Genomic DNA, 18,009 nt, shown 5'->3' with positions numbered 1-18,009 from the left:
AGCAATGCCGGAGGAACGGAGGCTTTGCGCAGCGGGCTCAGCGCATCAGCACCAGCTAACGGCTACACCCGGGCCGACGGCTGGTGCTGCGTGATGCAGTGGATGCCGCCGCCGCGCTCGAACAGTGGACGGGCGTCGACGCTGACCACCTTCCGGCCCGGGTACGCCTCGGCCAGGATGGCGGCGGCGTCGGCGTCCCGCGGGTCGCCGAACGCACAGGCGATCACCCCGTCGTTGACCACCAGGTGGTTGATGTAGCTGTAGTCGACATAGCCCTCGTCGTCGGTCAGCACCGTCGGCGCGGGCAGTTCGGTGATCTCCCAGGCCCGCCCCGCGGCGTCGTGGGTCTCGGCGAGCATTGCCCGAAGCTCTTGGCACACCGCGTGATCCGGGTGCGAGGCGTCCGGCTGGGCGTGCAGCAGCAGCCGGCCGGGCGAGGTGATCGCCGCGACGATGTCGACGTGCCCGCGGGTGCCGAACTGCTCGGAGTCCCGGGTCAGGCCGCGCGGCAGCCACACCGCGTGGCTGGCCCCGATGGTGTCCGCCAGCAGCGCCTCGATCTGGGCCTTGGTGGCGCCGGGATTGCGGCCGGGGTCCAGCTGGACGGTCTCGGTGAGCAACACGGTGCCCTCCCCGTCGACCTGGATCCCGCCACCCTCGTTGACCAGCCGGGAGTCGATGACCGGCACCCCGGCCCAGTCCGCGACCGCGACGCCGATCTTCTCGTCGCGGTCCCAGCGGGCCCAGTCCTGGCCGCCCCACCCGTTGAACACCCAGTTCACCGCGGCCACCGAGCCGTCGGCCGCGTGCACGAACGTGGGGCCGATGTCCCGCATCCAGGCGTCGTTCAGCGGCGCCTCCCGGATCTCGACCTCGCCGGACAGGTAGCGCTTGGCGGCGCCGACTTCGTCGGGGTCGACGACCACGACAACCGGCTCGAATTCGCAGATGGCGTTGGCCACCGCCGCCCAGGTGGACCGCGCCTCGTGCTGCTGGGTTTCGGTGTCCCCCAGCGAATATCCGGCCGACGGGAACGCCATCCACACCCGGTCCTGCGGCGCGGACTCGGCCGGCATCAGATAACCGGTCACTTCACCACCTCGCCGGCCTGGTGTCCGACGCCGTACGGACGCTCGACGTCCACCGGCGCGGTCAGCGCGGCGTAGCTGTCCGGCCGGCGGGTCAGCAGGAACGGGAACAGCGACAGCCAGTCGCGGCGCTGGTCGAGGTCCAGGTCGGCGACCAGCACCGCCTCCTCGTCGCGCGGCGCCTGCACCAGCACCCGGCCGTAGGGGTCGGAGATGAACGACGAGCCGTAGAAACTCACCTTGCCCTCGTCGCCGGTGCGGTTGGGCACCACCATGAACAGCCCGCTGTTGATGCCGTTGGCGACGATCACCTGCTGCCACAGCGGCTGGGTGTCGAAGTTCGGGAACACCGGCTCGCTTCCGATGGCCGTCGGGTAGATGACGATCTCCGCGCCACCCAGCGAATAGTTGCGGGCCACCTCCGGGAACCATTCGTCCCAGCAGGTCGGCAGGCCGAGCCGGGCGTCGAGGCCCTCGGGGGCGTACACCGGGTAGGGGTCGGGCTCGGCGGGTCCGGCCCGGAAGTAGGTGTCCTCGTAGTAGCCGGCCGAGATCGGGATGTGCAGCTTGCGGGTGCGCGCCACCAACTCGCCGTCCGGGCTCACCAGGATCGCGGTGTTGAACCCCAAACCATCTGCGGCCGGGGCCTTTTCGTACAGCGACGCGTGCACGAACACGCCGTTGGCGCGGGCCGCCTCGGCGGCCAGCGCGAACGTCGGCCCGCCGGTGAGGTCCTCGGCGCCCTCCCCCGGGTTCTCCCCCGCCGGGACGTCGGCCGGGTAGCGCAGCAGGGTGATCTCCGGCAGGCAGACCAGCCGGGCGCCCTCGCCGGCGGCGCGGTCGATGCCCTCGCGCAGCACGGCGGTCAGCTCGTTGGCGTCCTCGCGCCAGCGGTGCTGCACCAGCCCGACCCGCAGCGGCGCCCGGGTGGACTCGACGCTGCGTGACAGCGGCTCGGGCGTTGTGGCGGTGCGGACGAGCATCGTTGGCCTCCAGGGGTCGTCGGGATAGCTGTCATTGTGGCCTCCCGGATCGCGCCGCGCCGGAGGTTGTGGATAGCCGATCACGAAATTCGGTCGCGCGGTGTGTGCTTGTCGGATGTCCGAGACCCCGGTGGCGGTGAGCCAGGACCCGCTGCGCCGCAGCGTGACGGCGGTGCGTGAGGGCGCTGCCGGGATCTCCCGCGTCGCCGCCCGCCCCGGGCCGGGCCTCTGCATCGCGCTGCCCGGATCGTCGACGGCGGCGGTGACCGGGCCGCAGGCGGCGCTGACCCGGCTGGCCGAGCTGGCCCGTCAACTCGCCGATTGGGCCGACGGCGCCGACATCGGCGGCGCCCGGTTCTCCGAGGCCGACGACTCCGCCCGGATCCGGATCGCCGCCCGATGACCCGCCCGACGGTGTCCCAGGCGCGCGGTTGGCAGCCGGACTCGCTGCTGGACGCGGCGCGGGCCTGGGACACCGCGGCCGCCGACACGCACCGCGAGGTCGCGGTCGCGGTCCGCGGCGTCGATTCCAGCGGGGACTTCTGGCGCGGGTCGGCCGCCGACGCCGCCCGGGACAGCGCCGGGGCGCTGACCGCGGAGGTGTCCCGGCTGGCCCGGGCGTTCGTCGCCGCCGCGGCGGCCGCCCGCAGCGGCGCCGCGCTGATCGGGCGGTTCCGGGACGCGGTGCTGACCGCCGTGTCGAGCGCCGGCGACGAGGGCCTCACCGTCGCCGACGACGGCGCCGTGACCGGAACCGCCGAACAGTCCTCCCGCGCCGCCGAACTCACCGTCACCGTCCGGGCGGCGCTGGATCAGCTCGGCATCGCCGACGACGACACCGCCCGGGATCTGGAGGCCGCGTTCGTGCTGACCGATCCCGCGCCGACGCGCACCGCGGGTTGGCCCGCCGGCCCGCAGACCATGGTGGCGAGCTGGCCGAGCACCGGCCAGGACGAGATCGCCGAGCAGATCGCGGCGCTCACCCCGCTGCAGCGCCAACAACTCGTCGAGGCCGCGCCGCTGCAGGTCGGCAACACCGACGGGGTTCCGTGGGACCTCCGGATCGCGGCCAACCGGATCAATATCGCCGACGCGATCCTGACTGCCCGCGCCGAACTCGGGCGCAGCGAGGACCAGAAGGTCGCCGCGGAACTGGCCGCCAGTATGCCGAAATCGGGCGTCGACGCGGCCACCCACGAGCGACTGCGGATGCTGTTCGCCCGCGACCCGAACGTCCGGGCCGGCGCGGTGGCCGCCCAGGACCGCAAGACCGGTGAGCGCGTCGACTTCTACCAGGGTCTGCTGGCCGAGGTCGCCGACCCGACCGGGCGCAGCGAGCTGACCGTGGCGCGGCAGTTCATCGGGTTCGACCCGGAGCGGCAGTCGCTGATCGAACTGCACGGCGACCTGAACACCGCGACGGGACTCGGTGTGCTGGTGCCGGGGCTGAACACCCGGATGCAGGACAGCGCGGCCAACACCGAGACGGTGGTGCGGTTCACCCGGGCCGGGGCGGGCAAGCTGGCGATGATCACCTACCTGGGCGGGCCGTTCCCCACCGGCGCGGACATCGTCTCCGGGCTGCGCCAGGCCGCCGACCCCGGCTACGCGGAGCGGATGGCGCCGCGGCTGGCGGCGTTCAGCGAGGACGTCGACCGCACCGTCGACGCGACCGGCCGGGACATCCCGGTCACCTACCTCGGCCACTCCTACGGCGGGTCCATTCTGGGCACCGCCGAGAAGCACGGGCTGACCGCCGACCGGGTGGTGTACGTGGAGGCCGCCGGCGCCGGCGTCGGGGTGCTCAGCCCGGCCGACTGGCATAACCGGAACCCGAAGGTGCAGCGCTATTCGATGACGGCGCCCGGCGATTGGATCGAGGCGGTGCAGGGTTTTCCGTTCGGCCCGCACGGCGCGGACCCGGACACCATGCCCGGGGTGCTGCCGCTGCCCACCGGGCGGCGCGCCAACGGCTGGCCGATGTTCGGCCCGAGCACGCACAGCGATGTGGTCAACGAGCCGTCGGACGCCTGGTCCAACCTGCTGAAGGTGATGCTGGCCCGGCGCCGCTGACTCAGCAGACGGGCGCCGACCGGGCGGCCAGCCAGCCGCCGGCGGCGGTGATGTCGCGGCCCGCCGTCGCGGCGGCGTGATCGCAGCCGAAGCCGGTGACGGTGCTCCCGTCGTCGAGTTCGATCGCGCCGAGGGTCATCGGGGCGGGCAGCGCGGCCAGGAACTCCCCCAGCGCCGCCGGGGACAGCGCCCAGCGCTCCCCCGCGATGGACGCGCCCGAATCATCGCGCACCATCCCCGGTTTCGCCGGTTCGGTGTCGAGTTCGTAGAGCCGGTAGCACGCCGCGGTGCGCAGCGGACCGGCCCAGCGGGCGCCGCGCCCGGTCAGCTGGTGCTCCAGCGGCTGACCACGCAGGTGCAGCCCGAACACCGCGAGGTCGACGCTGCGCGCCACCCCCGCGCGTTCCGGCCAGGCCGGGCCGGCCGGTTCGCCGAGGAACCGGGCGCCCAGGTCGGCCAGCACCGCGTCGTGGTGTGCCGGGGCCAGCAGGGTCACCCCGAACTGGGCGCCGTCGGCGGCCGTGCCGGCCGGGACGGCCAGCGCGCACAGGTCGAACAGGTTGCAGAAGTTGGTGTAGCGGCCCATTTTCGTGTTGACGCCGACCGGGTCGGCGGCCACCTGCGCGAGCGTCGGGTGACACGGCGCCGTGGGGACCATCAGCGCCGCGGCGCCGGCCAGCCGGGCCATCGCCGCCGCGCGCAGCTCGGCGACCGCCCGCCGGTCGGCGAGCAGACCGACGGCGGTGTGCCCGCGGGCCGCGCCGATGATGCCGGCCACCGTCGGGTCCAGGCCGTCCGCAGCCCCGGCCGCGGCGACGAATTCGCCGACGGCGTCGGCTCTTTCGGCGACCAGCGCGCCGTGGTAGAGCAGGTCGGCGGCGGCGAAGAAGTCGGCCATCTCGATCTCGACGATCTCGAAGCCCGCGGCCCGGGCGCGGGCGACGGCCGCCCCGAACGCCGCCTGCCAGTCCGGGTCCAGGTCGTCGAGCGCGCCCGGGATGGCCACCCGGGGCGCCGGCGGCGCGGCCAGCGGGGTGTCGGTCGGCCAGCTCCGGTCCGGCGCGCCCGCGGCCATCACGGCCATCGCGGTCTGCGCGGTCTCCAGGTCGGCGGCGAAGATGGTCAGGCAGTCATAACTCGCGCAGGCCGGGACCACACCGGCGTTGGCGGTGGCCCCGAGCGTCGGTTTGATCCCGACCAGGCCCTGCAGCCCGGCCGGCACCCGACCGGAGCCGGCGGTGTCGGTGCCGATGGCGACGTCGGCGAAGCCGAGCGCGACGGCGACGGCCGAGCCGGAGCTGGAGCCGCCCGAAATGTGTTCCGGGCGAAGCGAATCGCGCACCGCGCCGTACGGGCTGCGGGTCCCGACCAGCCCGGTGGCGAACTGGTCCAGGTTGGTTTTGCCGATCACCACCGCGCCGGCGGCGCGCAGCGCGGCCACCGCCGGGGCGTCGGCGTCGGGGGTGTAGGCGTAGCCCGGACAGGCCGCGGTGGTCGGCAGGCCGGCGACGTCCACGTTGTCCTTGACCGCCAGCAGCGTTCCGGCCAGCGGGCCGGTGGCGGCGCGGCATTCGGCCTCCACCTCGGCCTGCGGGCGCAGCGTGATGAACACCTCGTCGCGCCCGCACTCGGCGATGCGGCGGTAGGCCTGCGCGACCCGGGTCATGCCGGCTCCTTTCGCGCGAATTCCCCGGCGTCGGACCAGCGTTGGCGTTCTTGCGCCCGGGCGGCCTCCATGCCGGCGCGGGTGGCGGCGATGTCGGCGGCGTTGTCCTCGAGGAAGCGTTGGTAGTCGGCGAGCGAGAACTGCCCATCGGTGATGTTTACCCGGCCGCGGCCGGCGGCGGTGTCCGCGCGCAGGTCGGTGAGTTCCTCGGCGGACACCGGGTACCACTGGATGCGGTCGAAGAACCGCAGCAGCCAGGGGTGCTCCGCTTCGAACCCGCCCGCGGGCTGCGGGTGCCGGTGGTTCCACACCTGGGTGGTGCGGCCGACGAACTGATACCCGCCCGGACCTTCCATGCCGTACACGCACAGATAGGCGCCGCCGATCCCGACGGCGTTCTCCGGGGTCCAGGTGCGGGCCGGGTTGTATTTGGTGGTGACCAGCCGATGCCGGGGGTCCAGTGGGGTGGCGACCGGCGCGCCGAGGTACACATCGCCCAGCCCGAGCACCAGGTAGTCCGCGCCGTAGACGATGTCGCGGACGTCCTCGACGCTGTCCAGGCCGTTCATCCGGCGGATGAACTCGATGTTCCACGGGCACCACGGCGCATCCTTGCGGACGCCGTGCATGTAACGCTCTATCGCCTCCCGGGTCGACGGATCGTCCCAGCTCAGCGGCAGCCGGACGGTGCGGCTCGGCACCACCAGGTCCGCGGCGGCCGGCAGTGCGGCCTCCAGTTCGGCGAGCATCGGCAGCAGGGTGGACACCGGCAGCCGGTCGGGGTCGACCTTCACCTGCAGCGAGCGCACCCCGGGAGTCAGGTCGATCAGGCCGCGGCCGGCCGCGCGGATGGGCTCCAGTTCCTGTGCGAGCGCGTGCACTCGGGCCCGCAGCGCCAAATCCAGTGTCATTTCGCCGTATTCGACGAGCACGTTGTCATCGCCGCTGCGCCGGTAGGTGACCGACGCGGCGCCGTCGGAGGTCGCGCCGCGGGCCAGCACCCCGTCGTCGGTGTCGCCGCCGGCGGAGAACACCGCGGGCAGAAACGCCCGCCGGCTGCGCCCGACGGCGCCGGGTGAGGCCGCCTCGGCGGCCCGGACGGCGACGAAGCGCACGGTGTCGCCGGGCGCCAGTTGGCCGAGCTTCCACCGGTCGGCGGAGGTCACCGTGACCGGGCAGACGAACCCGCCGAGGCTGGGGCCGTCGGGGCCGAGCAGGATCGGGGTGTCGCCGGTGAAGTCCAGCGCGCCGATCGCGTAGGCGTTGTCGTGGATGTTCGACGGGTGCAGGCCGGCTTCCCCGCCGTCCGGGCGCGCCCACTGCGGGCGCGGCCCGGTCAGCCGGATGCCGGTGCGGTCGGAGTTGAAGTGCACCTTGTAGTCGTGCCCGAGCACGGTGTCGATGTCGGCGCGGGTGAAGAACTCCGGGGCGCCGTGCGGGCCCATGGTGACCGCGAGGTACCAGTGCGAGCCGATCGCCGGTTGCTCGTCGTGCAGGATCCGGCGACGCTCGCCGGTCGGCGCGGTCCCGACCGCGAGGGTGTCCCCGGCGCGCAGCGCCCGGCCCTGGTGGCCGCCGAACCCGCCGAGGGTGAACGTCGACGCGCTGCCGAGGTGTTCGGGCACGTCCAGCCCGCCGGCGACGGCGATGTAGGTGCGCATGCCGGGCCCGGCGACCGGGGCGACGTCGAGCACACTGCCCGGGCCGACCGGGACGGGTTCCCACATCGGGATCTCGATCCCACCCAGCGTCACCGGTCCCGGGGCGCCGGTGACGCACACCCAGGCGTGGTCGTCGAACCGCAGCGCCGCGCCGACCATGGTGGTCTCCAGCGCCGGGGCGCCCTCGGGGTTGCCGACGGCGATGTTCGCCAGCCGGAAGGACACGTCGTCCATCGGCCCGGACGGCGGCACCCCGACCTGCCAGTAGCCGGTGCGACCGGGCCAGTCCTGCACGGTGGTCCCCATCCCGGGTCGGACCACCTCGATGGTCGTCACGGCCGGGTCACCACCATCCGCACCGGCGTCGGGTCGAACCCGTTGCAGGGGTTGTTGATCTGCGGGCAGTTGGAGACCAGCACCAGGGTGTCGATCTCGGCGCGCAGGGACAGCGATTTGCCGGGCGCAGACAACCCGTCCACGATGCCCAACGAGCCGTCGGCGTCGACCGGGACGTTCATGAAGAAGTTGACGTTGGACACCATGTCGGCCTTGGTCAGGCCCCAGCGGGCGCCCTCGCCGATGAAGTTCTCCACGCAGGCGTGCTGGTGTTTGGTGTGGTGGCCGTAGCGCAGCGTGTTGGATTCCTGCGAACAGGCCCCGCCGATGGTGTCGTGGTAGCCGACCTCGTCGGCCACGATGGTCAGCATCGGCGCGCCGTCGCTGTCGCGCAGCACGCTGCCGGTGCTCAGGAAGATGTTGCCCTGGGCGGCGATGGTGGCCGGGGCGCTGTAACGCACCCCGTGGTCACGGGCCCCGTAGAACAGGGTGTCGACCGCCTGGTTGCCGTGCAGGTCGATGATGGTGAGCACGTCGCCGGCGGCGACGACCCCCGACCACGGCCCGCGGGCGCCGACGATTTCGTCGAGAATGACGGCGCCGGTGGGGATTTCGATCACGGTCACAGTGCCCTCCAGGCCTCTTCGGTGTTGTGGTAGGCGCGTTGGTATTCCGGGTCGCGCTCGTGCAGGTCCGCGCCGATGGACGCCAGATCCTCGCGGGCCGCCCAGGCCAGCACCTCCAGCGGTCCGGCGCCGAACTCGGTCGCCGGGTCCAGCGGGTGCGCGGTGTTGGCGATCGCCACGATCAGCGGCAGGTGCAGGATCAGCTCCACCGTGCCGCCGGGGCCCGCGGATCCGGTCGAGGCCAGGGCGCCGTCGGATTCGACGCGCACCCCGTGGAAGAACGACACATTCGGCGCGACGTCGCGACGGGTCAGTCCGTGCTTGAGCGCGGCGAGAGCGAGCAGTTCCCGTCCGGCGGGGCTGGCCGACTCCGGTTCGCCGGCCCCGTATTTGGCGGTGTTGCCGGCCAGCGTGGTGGCGCCGCACAGCGCGTCGTGGTGTCCGGAGCTGTCGGAGACGATGGTGGCCAGCACCCGGCCCTGATCGCTGAGCAGCGGATGCCCGGTCGAAAGGTATGCCTGCCACGGCACTTTGACGGTGTCGGCGGCATTGAGCCGTTCCCAGGGCGCGTCGGCGCGCCACAGCATCAGGTTCGCGCACGCCGTGCCGGTCAGGTCCCGCAGCCGCAGCCGGGAACCCCGGCCGAGCACCTTGTTGGCATACCGGCCGCCGGGGACCGTTTCGGCCCAGGTCAGCCGTTCGGCGTCGACTCCCAGCGGTGGCCTGGGCCAGCGGGAGGCGGGCACCACCGGCATGCTGTCGGTCAGCGCGGTGGCCTGGGCGCGGGCGTGTTCGCGGGCGCCGTGGGTGGTGGCGGTGCTCACGGTGGCGGTCCTCATGCTCAGGCTCCGATCTCGACGGGTGTGGGATGGGTCTTGCCGCGCGGATAGCACAGCGCGCCAAGGGCGATGACGGCCGCGACGGTGATGGGGCCGGCCCACTGCAGGATCGGCATGCTGCCGTCGGGGTTGAAGATCTCCGCCCGCGGCCAGCCCAGGTTGACGACCATGATCGCGCCGTACACCACGGCCGCGATATTGATCGGGATGCCGAAGCGGCCGAGGGAGAACAGCGGCTTGCCTTCGGCGTCGACCTGGCCGCGCCGGCTCGGCCAGCCCTTGAACCGGCGGTACAGCAGCGGCGCGGTGACGGTCAGGTAGGCCAGGTAGATCAGGATGATGCAGACGCTGGCCAGGGTCGCGAAGATCGCCGAGTTGCCGACATTGACCAGCAGGATGCCGATGCAGGCGAGGCCGATCAGGATCGACGGCCAGATCGGGGTCCCGGTGTGCGGGTTGACCCGGGCCAGCAGCGCCGATCCGGGCAGTCGGTTGTCGCGGGCCATCGAGAACGTCAGCCGCGAGGCCGCGGTCTGGATGGCCAGCGTGCAGATCATGATGGCGATGCAGACGTCGATCAGCAGGATGGTGCCCCAGGTCGAATTCAGCACGGTGTCAAGCACATACGGCAGGCCCTCGGTGGCCAGCCGGCCGTCGGTGAGGCTGGGGGCGGCCATCAGCGCGCCCAGGATCATCAGCCCGCCGCCGAGCGCGGACACCGACAGCGCCAGCCGGATGGTGCGCGGGGCGACCCGGCGCGGGTTGCGGGTTTCCTCGGCGAGTTCGCCGGCCGAGCCGAAGCCGACCATCACGTAGGCGGCCATCAGGCCGGAGACGATCCAGGCCCAGATGTAGCCGGGCTGGGTTCCGGGCTCACCGGTGTCGAACACCACCGACGGGCCGCGCTGGGCGTGGGTGAAGAACACCCCGATGACGGCGACGACGCCGACGATCTCGCAGATCACCCCGGTGGTGTTGACCCGCGACATCCATTTGATGCCAATGCAATTGATGGTGGTGGTGAAGACCAGCAGCACGGTGCCGAGCACGACGGCGTTCGCCGCGCCGCTGGGCGAGGTGAGCGACGGATCGTCGCCGATGACCTGGAATCCGGACCAGATGGTGGGCAGCACCACCTGCAGGGCGATGGCCGCCGCCGAGGCGGTGACGGTCTGGGCGAGCACCATGAACCAGCCGCCGAACCAGCCGACGAGTTCCCCGCCCATCCGCCGCGACCACTGGTAGATGGCGCCGGAGATCGGGTAGCGGGCGGCGAGTTCGGCGAAACACAGCGCGACCATGAACTGCCCGACGAACACCACCGGCCAGGTCCAGAAGAACGCCGGGCCGCCGAAACCGAAGCCGAGGCCGAACAACTGGAAGATGGTGGTCAGGATCGAGACGAAGGAGAACCCGGCGGCGAACGATTCGAACTTCCCGAGCCGGCGGTGCAACTGCTGGTCGTAGCCGAATTCGGCGAGGTCGTCGTGGTCGGTGGCCACCGACGGCGGCGCCGTCTGGACGGGGATCGACATCTGGGCGCTCCTGGGCAATTCGGCATCCCCTGTCCGTTGCGGGGATGAGGGCCGGGACATCGTCGTCACGTCGGCTTAGGTAAGCCCGCCGGAATGTCGGGTTTGTCAACGCGCTGTTTCCCGGGTGTGGCCGAAGGTAACCACTGTGTTTCCGGCCCGCGCCGACCTGCGGGTACCCGCCGGGCGTCCCGCGCGGGGCGGTGAATATTGCGAGAATGCGGCACATGTCCGACACCTCGCTTCGCGATGCGCGCGCCGCGATGGCCGTGGCGCGCGACGGCGCCGAGCTGGCCGGGGCCGCGGCCGCGGCGCGGCTGCGGGTGCGCGCCGCGGTGTCGGATCGGGTGTCCGCGGCGGCGCTGGCCGCCGAATGGTCGGCGTTGTGCGCCGCCGCGGTCGCGGCCGCGGTGCGCTGCGTCGGCGACGGGGGGCACTGGTATGTCTCGGGCAGCGTGGGGCGCGGTGAGGCGCTGCCCGGCGCCGATCTGGAGACCCTGGTGTGCAGCGCCCCGGACACCACGGCCGACGACGCGCTGGCCGGGGCGGCGGCGGTGCATCAACTGCTCGCCGACTGCGGGTTCACCGAGGACCCGCACGGCGCGTTCGCGGCCCGCGGCCGGTTCAACCGGTCTGCGGCGGACTGGTCGGCGGGGATCGCGAAGTGGGCGGCCCGCCCGGAGGCCGACCGCGGCGTGGTGATGACCGGGCTGCTGTCCGACGCCGTCGCCGTCACCGGCGGCCCGGACCTGCGCGCAGAGGCCGCCGCCGCTGCCCGCGAACAGCCCGCGGCCCTGTCGGCGATGCTGGAGGACGCCACCGCGGTGCGCGCCCAGGTGCCGCCGCGGCTGCGGATCTTCGGCGGTGGGGGCGCCGTCGACGTCAAACGCGCCATCATCGACCCGGTGGTGCGGATCGGCCGGTGGGCCGCGCTGAGCGTCGGCGCCGACGCGCTGTCCACGCCCGACCGGCTGGCCGCGGCGGCGGGGTCAGCGTATCTGGACGATCACGACGCCGCTCTGCTGACACGCAGCCACCGGATCGGCGTCGCGATCCGCTGGCGGTTGCGCGCCGAGGTGTTCGACTCCCCCGGCCCGCCGCCGGACACCGCGGAGATGTCGGCGCTGACCCCGGCCGACCGGACCGCGCTGCGCCATATCGGCCGGGAGGTCAACGGGGTGTGCCGCAAGCTCCGGTATCTCGCTTCGACATCGGCGTTCTCGCGATGGTGATGCTCGACGACGCGGTGCGGCACCGGATCGCCCAGACGGTGGCGGCCGAGGTGATGGAGGGCTGGCGCCCGGAGCCCGAGCAGTTGGCCGCGCTGGATCGGCTGGCCTACGGCGAGCTGTCCTTCGGGGCGTATCTGGCGCCGGAGTTGTCCCGGGCGCCGCGGGCCAGGGCCCGGCCGCGGCTGGCCCGGCGGCGGCCCTACCTGATTCCGGGAACGACGTTGCTGCGCAACAGTTTCGGGGTCGTCGACCCGGCGGCGCTGGCCCGGTTGGAGTTCGTCGCGACGGCCGGCCGGATGCTGCAGGCGCTCCAGATGCCCAGTCCGCCGCTGGACATCCGCGCGCTGCACACCCAGGTGTTCGGAGACGTGTACCCGTGGGCCGGGCAACCGCGGATCGTGAATCTGCGCCGGGGGTCCACCACGTTCGGGTCCTGGCGGTTGATCCCGGAGCACCTCGATTTCTTCGACGCCGACGTCGGTGAGCTGGCGGTGACCGCCGCCCGGCTCGACGACGGCGAGTTGGCGTTCCGGCTGGCCCGGGTCTACGCCGAGCACAACCGGATTCACCCATTCCGGGAGGGCAACGGGCGCACCGGGACGCTGCTGCTGCACCTGCTGGCCGCCGCGGGCCGGCGCCGGCTGGACCTGTCCGGCCTGGATCGCGCGGAGTGGATTGCCGCGTCGAGGGATTCGATGCCGTTTCGCCGGGACGGCGAGGCCGACCCCCGGCCATTCACAGCGATCCTGCGGAGCCGGTTGGGGTGACTCAGTCCGGCTTGCCCCGCAGTCGGGCCCGCATCACCTCGCGGTTCACCGCGGCGATCGCGGTCATCGGGATGCTCTCCGGGCAGACGTCCGCGCATTCGCCGTAGCTGGAGCACGGGCCGAACTCGTCCTCCAGCGCGCCGGTGAGCGCTTTCGCCCGCCGTCCGCGTTCCTGCCTGCCGCGTGTCACGGTTCCCAGGTGCAGCAGCTTCGCGCCGGCGAACAGGTGCGCCGCGCCATTGGGGCAGGCCGCCACGCACGCCCCGCAGCCGATGCAGGCGGCGAAGTCCAGCGCGTACTCGGCGGCGTCCTTGCCCTGCGGTTCGGCGTCCGCGTCGGCGGCGGTGCCGGCGTCCACCGCGATGTGCCCGCCGGCGGTGATGAGCCGGTCCAGCGCGCCGCGGTCGACCACCAGGTCACGGACCACCGGGTAGGCCGCCGACCGGAATGGCTCGATCCGCACGGTGGCGCCGTCGCGGAAGCTGCGCACGTGCTGGCGGCAGGACGGGGTGTTGGCGACCGGGCCGTGCGGGCGGCCGTCGACGGTGATCCCGCAGGATCCGCAGACCCCTTCCCGGCAGTCGGAGTCGAAGGCGACCGGGTCGTCGCCGCCGTCGACCAGGGCGTCGTTGAGCCGGTCCAGCAGTTCCAGCAGCGACATCTCACCGGTGGCGTCGTCGACGAGGTAGCGTTCGAATCGCCCGGGCGCGCCGGCCTCGGGTTGCCGCCAGATCTCCAGTGTCAGTTTCATACGTAGTTCCTGGTCGCCAACGGCACGGCGGTGAACTCCAGCGGCTCATCGTGCCGGATCGGTTTGGGCGCGTGTTCCCACGCCGAGACGAACGCCCAGTGCTCGTCATCGCGCTGGGCCTCCCCGGTCGGGGTCTGGTGCTCGGTGCGAAAGTGCGCGCCGCAGGATTCGTCGCGGTCCAGCGCGTCGACGCACATCAGCCGGGCCAGGCCGAGGAAATCGGCGACCCGGCCGGCCTTTTCGAGTTCCTGGTTGAACGCCGCCGCCGTCCCGGCCACCCGCAGATCGGCCCAGAACTCGCCCGTCAGCTCGTCGATCTCGCCGATCGCGGTCCGCAGCCCGGCCGCCGAGCGGGACACCCCGCAGCCCTGGTAGAGGATCTCGCCGAGCCGGCGGTGGAACCGGTCCGGGCCCTGCCGTCCGTCGATGGCCAGCAGTTCCTCAACACGCGTTCGGGTTTCGGCCAGCGTCGCCGTGACGGCGGGGTCGTCGGCGCCCGGCGCGGGGGCGCCCAGCAGCCCGGCCAGGTAGTTCGGCACCGCGTAGGGCAGCGTGAACCAGCCGTCCACGCACGCCGACAGCAGCGAGTTGGCGCCCAGCCGATTGGCCCCGTGATACGCCCAGCCGGCTTCCCCGGCCACGAACAGCCCAGGGATGTTGGTCATCTGGTCGAAGTCGCTCCACAGTCCGCCCATCGCGAAGTGCGCGCCGGGGGCGATCCGCATCGGGACGACGTAGGGGTCCTCGCCGGTGGCGTCCCGGTACATATCGAACAGGTTGCCGTAGCGTTCGGCGATGACATCGCGGCCCAGCCGGGCCAGCGCGTCCCGGAAGTCCAGGTACACACTGTTTTTCAGCGGCCCGACGCCGTGGCCGGACTCGATCTGGGCGCGCGCGGCCCGCGATGACACGTCCCGCGGCGCGAGGTTGCCGTAGGAGGGGTACATCCGCTCCAGGTAGTAGTCCCGCTCCTGCTCGGGGATGTCGGAGGGCGCCCGGTCGTCCCCCGGCTTGCGCGGCACCCAGATCCGGCCGTCGTTGCGCAGCGACTCGCTCATCAGGATGGTCTTGGACTGCCACGGCGAGCTCAACGGCAGCGCGGTGGGATGGAATTGGATGAACGACGGGGAGGCGAACAGCGCGCCGCGCAGGTGCGCCCGCCAGGTGGCGCTGGCGTTGGAGTTGCGGGCCAGCGTGGATCGGTGGAACACATTGCCGTAGCCGCCGGTGGCCAGCACCACGGCGTGCCCGGTCACCGCGCGGATCTCGCCGGTGAGCAGGTCCCGGGTGATCACCCCGACCGCCCGGGACTCGGAGACGATCAGGTCGAGCATCTCGGTGCGGGTGTGCAGGGTGACCGCGCCGGCGTTGACCTGCCGCAGCAGCGCCTGGCTGGCGGCGATCTGCAGCTGCTGGCCGGTCTGGCCGCGGGTGTAGTAGGTCCGGGAGACCTGCACCCCGCCGAAGGACCGGGTGGCCAGGCTGCCGCCGTATTCGCGGGCGAATGGCGCGCCGATGGCGTTCATGTGGTCGATCACCCGGCTGGACTCCTGCGCCAGCCGGTAGCAATCGGCTTCCCGGGCGCGGAAATCCCCGCCCTTGACGGTGTCCTTGACGAACCGGGCGACGCTGTCGTTGTCGACCTTGCGGCCGCGGGCGGCGTTGACGCCGCCCTGGGCGGCCACGCTGTGCGCGCGCCGCGGCGCGTCGTGGAAGGTGAAGGATTCCACCTGGTAGCCCAGCTCGCCGAGCGCGGCCGCGCAGCCCGCCCCGGCCAGCCCGGTGCCGACCACGATGACGGTGAACTTGCGCCGGTTCAGCGGGCTGACCAGCCGGTAGTCCAGCAGTCGGCGTTCCCAGGCGGTGGCCGGGTCACCGGCCGGGGCGCCCGGCGCCAGGGGCGTGCCGATCTCGCGCAGGTCGTCGAGGCTCATGACAACCACCCGGTGAGCACCGCGATGGGGATGGTCATATTGCCGGCCATCACGGTGAGCGCGAGCAGGCCGCCGGCGGCGGTGAGCAGCGCCCGGGCCCGGGCCCCGGTCACGCCGAGGTCGTTGACGGCCGTGTAGAGCCCGTGCGCGAGGTGCGCGCCGAGCAGCAGCATGGCCAGCAGGTAGAAGCCGGCGACCGCGGGCCGGTCGAAGCTGGCGATCAGGTTGGCGTAGGCGGCGCTCGAGGTGTGGGTGGCGGCGGTGAATTCGGCGCTGGCGGCCGGCCGGGTTCCGGTGGTCAGGTCCAGGATGTGGAAAACGATGAACGCCAATAGCACGACGCCGGTGACCGGCATGGTGCGCGCGGTGAACGACCGCATCCCCGTCATCCCGCGGCGGCGGAATGCGCCGCGGGCCCGTCGGCCCCGGATGGTCAGCAGCACCGCGGCCCAGACGTGCCCGATCAGCGCGGTCAGCAGCACCGCGCGGAACAGCCAGAGCGCGCCCTCGTACGGCAGCAGCGGCTCGGCCAGGGTGCGCAGCCAGTGCGCGTAGTCGTCGAAATGCGTTGCGCCGGTGTAGATCTTGAGGTTGCCGACCATGTGGACCAGCACGAACAGCGCGAAGACCACACCGGTGACGGCCATGACGAGCTTGAGCGTCACATTCGACGGCCGCGGCATGTCCCCCGACATGCGCCCCAAACTACACGCTGTCGTAGATCCGCGCTTCGGCTATTCGGTCGCGGGCAGCAATCCGTCGAGCGCGGCGCCGGTGATGCGCCGGAACGCCCGGCGCGGCCGGGTCGCGTCGAGCACCGCGACCTCCAGATTCCCCGCGCCCAGCTCTCGGCGCTCGCCGTCGGCGCCGGATTCCAGCGCCGTGACCGCCACCGCGACCGCGTCGGCCAGCGCCGCGTTCTCGGTGTAGCTGTCCCGCAGCGCGGCGGTGATCGGCTCGGTCGCGCCACCCATCACCACGAAGTGCGGCTCGTCGGCGATGGATCCGTCGTAGGTGATCCGGTACAGCTCCGGCGCCTTGGTCTCGCCGTAGTGCGCCACCTCGGCCACGCACAGCTCCACCTCGTAGGGCTTGGCCTGCTCGGTGAAGATGGTGCCGAGGGTGGAGGCGTACCGGTTGGCCAGCTGCCGGCCGGTCACGTCGCGGCGGTCGTAGGTGTAGCCGAGGGTGTCGGCGAGCTGGATGCCGCCGCGGCGCAGGTTGTCGAACTCGTTGAACCGGCCGACGGCGGCGAACCCGATCCGGTCGTAGAGTTCGCTGACCTTCTGCAGCGAGCGCGACGGGTTCTCCGCCACGAACAGCACCCCGTCGGCGTAGGCCAGCGCGACGACGCTGCGGCCGCGGGCGATGCCCTTGCGCGCCAGGTCGCTGCGCTCACGCATCGCCTGTTCGGGCGAGATGAAGTACGGGAAGGTCATGACTGCTCTCGAATGTCGGTGTGCGGACCGTGATTTCGGCGCAGGCTGGTCTGTTCCCGGTTGGCGATCACCGCGCGGGCCAGCTCGGCGATCCGCTCGGCGGTGATCTCCTCGGCGCCCTCGGCGCCGATGGTGACCGCGGTCGGGAAGATGCCGCGCACCAGGTCCGGACCGCCGGTGGCGGAGTCGTCGTCGGCGGCGTCGTAGAGCGCCTCGATCGCCGCGCCGAGCGCGGACTCGGCGTCGGTGACGCTCGGGTACAGCTTCTTCAGCGACGAGCGGGCGAACAGCGAACCCGACCCCACCGAGTGGTAGCCCTCCTCCTCGATGTTCCAGCCGCCGGCGGCGTCGAAGGACACGATCCGCCCGGCGTCGGCCGGGTCGGCGTCGTCGCGGTCGTAGCCGACCAGCAGCGGCAGCGCGACGAAGCCCTGCAGCGCGGCGCCGAGGTTGCCGCGCACCATGTTCGCCAGCCGGTTGACCTTGCCGGGGAAGCTCAGCGCGATGCCCTCGAGCTTCTCGTAGTGCTCCAGTTCGACGGCGTAGAGCCGGGCGAACTCGACGGCGATCGCGGCGGTGCCGGCGATGCCGGTCGCGGTGTAGTCGTCGGTGATGTAGACCTTCTGCACGTCCCGGCTGGCGATCATATTGCCCTGGGTGGCGCGCCGGTCACCGGCGATCAGCACCCCACCGGGGTACTTGACCGCGACGATGGTGGTGCCGTGCGGCAACTCCGACCCGGTGGCGTTGATGTCGCCGACCTGCGGGAGCAGGTGCGGGGCCTGGGCGCGGAGCAGTTCGGCGAACGAGGACTGGTCAGCCGTCCAGCTCACTGGCCGCCCTTTTGGACATAGGCCCGGACGAAGTCCTCGGCGTTCTCCTCGAGGATGTCGTCGATCTCGTCGAGCAGGTCGTCGGTTTCCTCGGTCAGCTTCTCGCGGCGCTCCTGGCCGGCGGCGTCGAGGCCGGCCAGCTCGTCATCGTCGCCGCCACCCCCGCCGCGCTTTTGTTCCTGGGCCATCGCTGCCTCCCGATGTCGTTGAACAGTGGTTCTACCCTACCGGCCGGGTCCGACCAGACCG

The 18,009-nt window shown here is 72.4% G+C and carries 17 protein-coding genes; 4 read left to right on the top strand and 13 right to left on the bottom strand.

The genetic code is table 11. The features are described 5' to 3' along the window. Nucleotides 1-62: 62 nt before the first annotated feature. Together L2Z93_RS07925 and L2Z93_RS07920 are read right to left on the bottom strand one after the other, a co-directional pair. Nucleotides 63-1,076 carry an agmatine deiminase family protein gene (locus L2Z93_RS07925; RefSeq protein ID WP_193438912.1) on the bottom strand — a complete coding sequence of 338 codons (1,014 nt, stop codon included), beginning with the start codon at nt 1,074-1,076 and terminating at the stop codon, nt 63-65. An 11-nt stretch (nt 1,077-1,087) separates the two neighbouring features. Continuing rightward, the gene (locus L2Z93_RS07920) at nt 1,088-2,071 is read right to left on the bottom strand and encodes a nitrilase-related carbon-nitrogen hydrolase (protein WP_090589726.1); all 984 of its coding nucleotides are present in this window, start codon (nt 2,069-2,071) and stop codon (nt 1,088-1,090) included. A gap of 115 nt (nt 2,072-2,186) precedes the next feature. Here L2Z93_RS07920 and L2Z93_RS07915 point away from each other — a divergent pair, with 115 nt between their 5' ends. Next, complete coding sequence (locus tag L2Z93_RS07915; RefSeq protein ID WP_090589722.1) at nt 2,187-2,474, top strand: hypothetical protein; 288 nt, start codon at nt 2,187-2,189, stop codon at nt 2,472-2,474. Further along, nucleotides 2,471-4,144 (top strand): alpha/beta hydrolase, encoded by a 1,674-nt coding sequence (locus L2Z93_RS07910; RefSeq protein ID WP_090589718.1) that lies wholly within the window; start codon nt 2,471-2,473, stop codon nt 4,142-4,144. Before L2Z93_RS07915 ends, L2Z93_RS07910 begins: the two co-directional genes overlap by 4 nt. Before the next feature lies 1 nt (nt 4,145). On the opposite strand, the gene atzF is transcribed toward L2Z93_RS07910, so the two are convergent. From atzF to L2Z93_RS07885, 5 genes are read right to left on the bottom strand one after another with little or no spacing between them, the layout of a single operon-like run. Next, the gene (atzF, locus tag L2Z93_RS07905) at nt 4,146-5,810 is read right to left on the bottom strand and encodes an allophanate hydrolase (protein ID WP_090589714.1); all 1,665 of its coding nucleotides are present in this window, start codon (nt 5,808-5,810) and stop codon (nt 4,146-4,148) included. Then, a complete protein-coding gene (locus L2Z93_RS07900; protein WP_090589711.1) occupies nt 5,807-7,807 on the bottom strand; it encodes a 5-oxoprolinase/urea amidolyase family protein in 2,001 nt (666 codons plus the stop codon). The genes atzF and L2Z93_RS07900 overlap by 4 nt, the downstream gene beginning before the upstream one ends. Beyond that, a complete protein-coding gene (locus tag L2Z93_RS07895) occupies nt 7,804-8,433 on the bottom strand; it encodes an urea amidolyase associated protein UAAP2 (RefSeq protein WP_234786172.1) in 630 nt (209 codons plus the stop codon). The genes L2Z93_RS07900 and L2Z93_RS07895 overlap by 4 nt, the downstream gene beginning before the upstream one ends. Next, nucleotides 8,430-9,272 (bottom strand): urea amidolyase associated protein UAAP1, encoded by an 843-nt coding sequence (locus L2Z93_RS07890; protein WP_090589707.1) that lies wholly within the window; start codon nt 9,270-9,272, stop codon nt 8,430-8,432. Before L2Z93_RS07890 ends, L2Z93_RS07895 begins: the two co-directional genes overlap by 4 nt. 2 nt (nt 9,273-9,274) lie before the next feature. Continuing rightward, on the bottom strand, nt 9,275-10,807 hold the full coding sequence (locus L2Z93_RS07885; protein ID WP_090589703.1) for an amino acid permease: 1,533 nt from the start codon (nt 10,805-10,807) through the stop codon (nt 9,275-9,277). A gap of 224 nt (nt 10,808-11,031) precedes the next feature. On the opposite strand from L2Z93_RS07885, the gene L2Z93_RS07880 reads away from it, so the two are divergent. Together L2Z93_RS07880 and L2Z93_RS07875 are read left to right on the top strand one after the other, a co-directional pair. After that, nucleotides 11,032-12,036 carry a putative nucleotidyltransferase substrate binding domain-containing protein gene (locus L2Z93_RS07880; protein WP_162561941.1) on the top strand — a complete coding sequence of 335 codons (1,005 nt, stop codon included), beginning with the start codon at nt 11,032-11,034 and terminating at the stop codon, nt 12,034-12,036. After that, entirely contained in the window at nt 12,030-12,803 is a 774-nt protein-coding gene (locus tag L2Z93_RS07875; RefSeq protein WP_090589697.1) for a Fic/DOC family protein, read from the top strand. Before L2Z93_RS07880 ends, L2Z93_RS07875 begins: the two co-directional genes overlap by 7 nt. Before the next feature lies 1 nt (nt 12,804). On the opposite strand, the gene L2Z93_RS07870 is transcribed toward L2Z93_RS07875, so the two are convergent. Genes L2Z93_RS07870 through L2Z93_RS07845 form a run of 6 tightly spaced genes read right to left on the bottom strand, consistent with a single transcriptional unit; the run spans nt 12,805 to nt 17,948 of the window. Next, nucleotides 12,805-13,554, bottom strand: coding sequence for a succinate dehydrogenase/fumarate reductase iron-sulfur subunit (locus L2Z93_RS07870; RefSeq protein WP_090589695.1), 750 nt, complete (start codon nt 13,552-13,554; stop codon nt 12,805-12,807). Continuing rightward, nucleotides 13,551-15,488: a fumarate reductase/succinate dehydrogenase flavoprotein subunit gene (locus L2Z93_RS07865; RefSeq protein ID WP_090589691.1), complete on the bottom strand. Its 1,938-nt coding sequence runs from the start codon at nt 15,486-15,488 to the stop codon at nt 13,551-13,553. The genes L2Z93_RS07870 and L2Z93_RS07865 overlap by 4 nt, the downstream gene beginning before the upstream one ends. Then, on the bottom strand, nt 15,485-16,183 hold the full coding sequence (locus L2Z93_RS07860) for a succinate dehydrogenase cytochrome b subunit (protein ID WP_090589687.1): 699 nt from the start codon (nt 16,181-16,183) through the stop codon (nt 15,485-15,487). Before L2Z93_RS07860 ends, L2Z93_RS07865 begins: the two co-directional genes overlap by 4 nt. Nucleotides 16,184-16,222: 39 nt before the next feature. After that, nucleotides 16,223-16,927 carry a proteasome subunit alpha gene (prcA, locus tag L2Z93_RS07855; RefSeq protein ID WP_090589683.1) on the bottom strand — a complete coding sequence of 235 codons (705 nt, stop codon included), beginning with the start codon at nt 16,925-16,927 and terminating at the stop codon, nt 16,223-16,225. Further along, nucleotides 16,924-17,760 (bottom strand): proteasome subunit beta, encoded by an 837-nt coding sequence (gene prcB / locus L2Z93_RS07850; RefSeq protein WP_090589679.1) that lies wholly within the window; start codon nt 17,758-17,760, stop codon nt 16,924-16,926. The genes prcA and prcB overlap by 4 nt, the downstream gene beginning before the upstream one ends. Further along, the gene (locus L2Z93_RS07845; RefSeq protein ID WP_090589674.1) at nt 17,757-17,948 is read right to left on the bottom strand and encodes a ubiquitin-like protein Pup; all 192 of its coding nucleotides are present in this window, start codon (nt 17,946-17,948) and stop codon (nt 17,757-17,759) included. Before L2Z93_RS07845 ends, prcB begins: the two co-directional genes overlap by 4 nt. Between the last annotated feature and the right edge of the window lie 61 nt (nt 17,949-18,009).

Origin of the sequence: Mycolicibacterium brumae (assembly GCF_025215495.1) — a bacterium.
Lineage (GTDB): Bacteria > Actinomycetota > Actinomycetes > Mycobacteriales > Mycobacteriaceae > Mycobacterium > Mycobacterium brumae.
This window is presented reverse-complemented; position numbering and strand designations above follow the sequence as displayed.

Coding starts and splice junctions, on each gene's coding strand:
- atzF (WP_090589714.1), bottom strand. CDS start 5,810: ATGACCCGGGTCGCGCAGGCCTACCGCCGCATCGCCGAGTGCGGGCGC.
- L2Z93_RS07845 (WP_090589674.1), bottom strand. CDS start 17,948: ATGGCCCAGGAACAAAAGCGCGGCGGGGGTGGCGGCGACGATGACGAG.
- L2Z93_RS07860 (WP_090589687.1), bottom strand. CDS start 16,183: ATGTCGGGGGACATGCCGCGGCCGTCGAATGTGACGCTCAAGCTCGTC.
- L2Z93_RS07885 (WP_090589703.1), bottom strand. CDS start 10,807: ATGTCGATCCCCGTCCAGACGGCGCCGCCGTCGGTGGCCACCGACCAC.
- L2Z93_RS07925 (WP_193438912.1), bottom strand. CDS start 1,076: ATGCCGGCCGAGTCCGCGCCGCAGGACCGGGTGTGGATGGCGTTCCCG.
- L2Z93_RS07920 (WP_090589726.1), bottom strand. CDS start 2,071: ATGCTCGTCCGCACCGCCACAACGCCCGAGCCGCTGTCACGCAGCGTC.
- L2Z93_RS07880 (WP_162561941.1), top strand. CDS start 11,032: ATGTCCGACACCTCGCTTCGCGATGCGCGCGCCGCGATGGCCGTGGCG.
- L2Z93_RS07870 (WP_090589695.1), bottom strand. CDS start 13,554: ATGAAACTGACACTGGAGATCTGGCGGCAACCCGAGGCCGGCGCGCCC.
- L2Z93_RS07875 (WP_090589697.1), top strand. CDS start 12,030: ATGGTGATGCTCGACGACGCGGTGCGGCACCGGATCGCCCAGACGGTG.
- L2Z93_RS07910 (WP_090589718.1), top strand. CDS start 2,471: ATGACCCGCCCGACGGTGTCCCAGGCGCGCGGTTGGCAGCCGGACTCG.
- L2Z93_RS07890 (WP_090589707.1), bottom strand. CDS start 9,272: ATGAGGACCGCCACCGTGAGCACCGCCACCACCCACGGCGCCCGCGAA.
- L2Z93_RS07865 (WP_090589691.1), bottom strand. CDS start 15,488: ATGAGCCTCGACGACCTGCGCGAGATCGGCACGCCCCTGGCGCCGGGC.
- prcA (WP_090589683.1), bottom strand. CDS start 16,927: ATGACCTTCCCGTACTTCATCTCGCCCGAACAGGCGATGCGTGAGCGC.
- L2Z93_RS07915 (WP_090589722.1), top strand. CDS start 2,187: ATGTCCGAGACCCCGGTGGCGGTGAGCCAGGACCCGCTGCGCCGCAGC.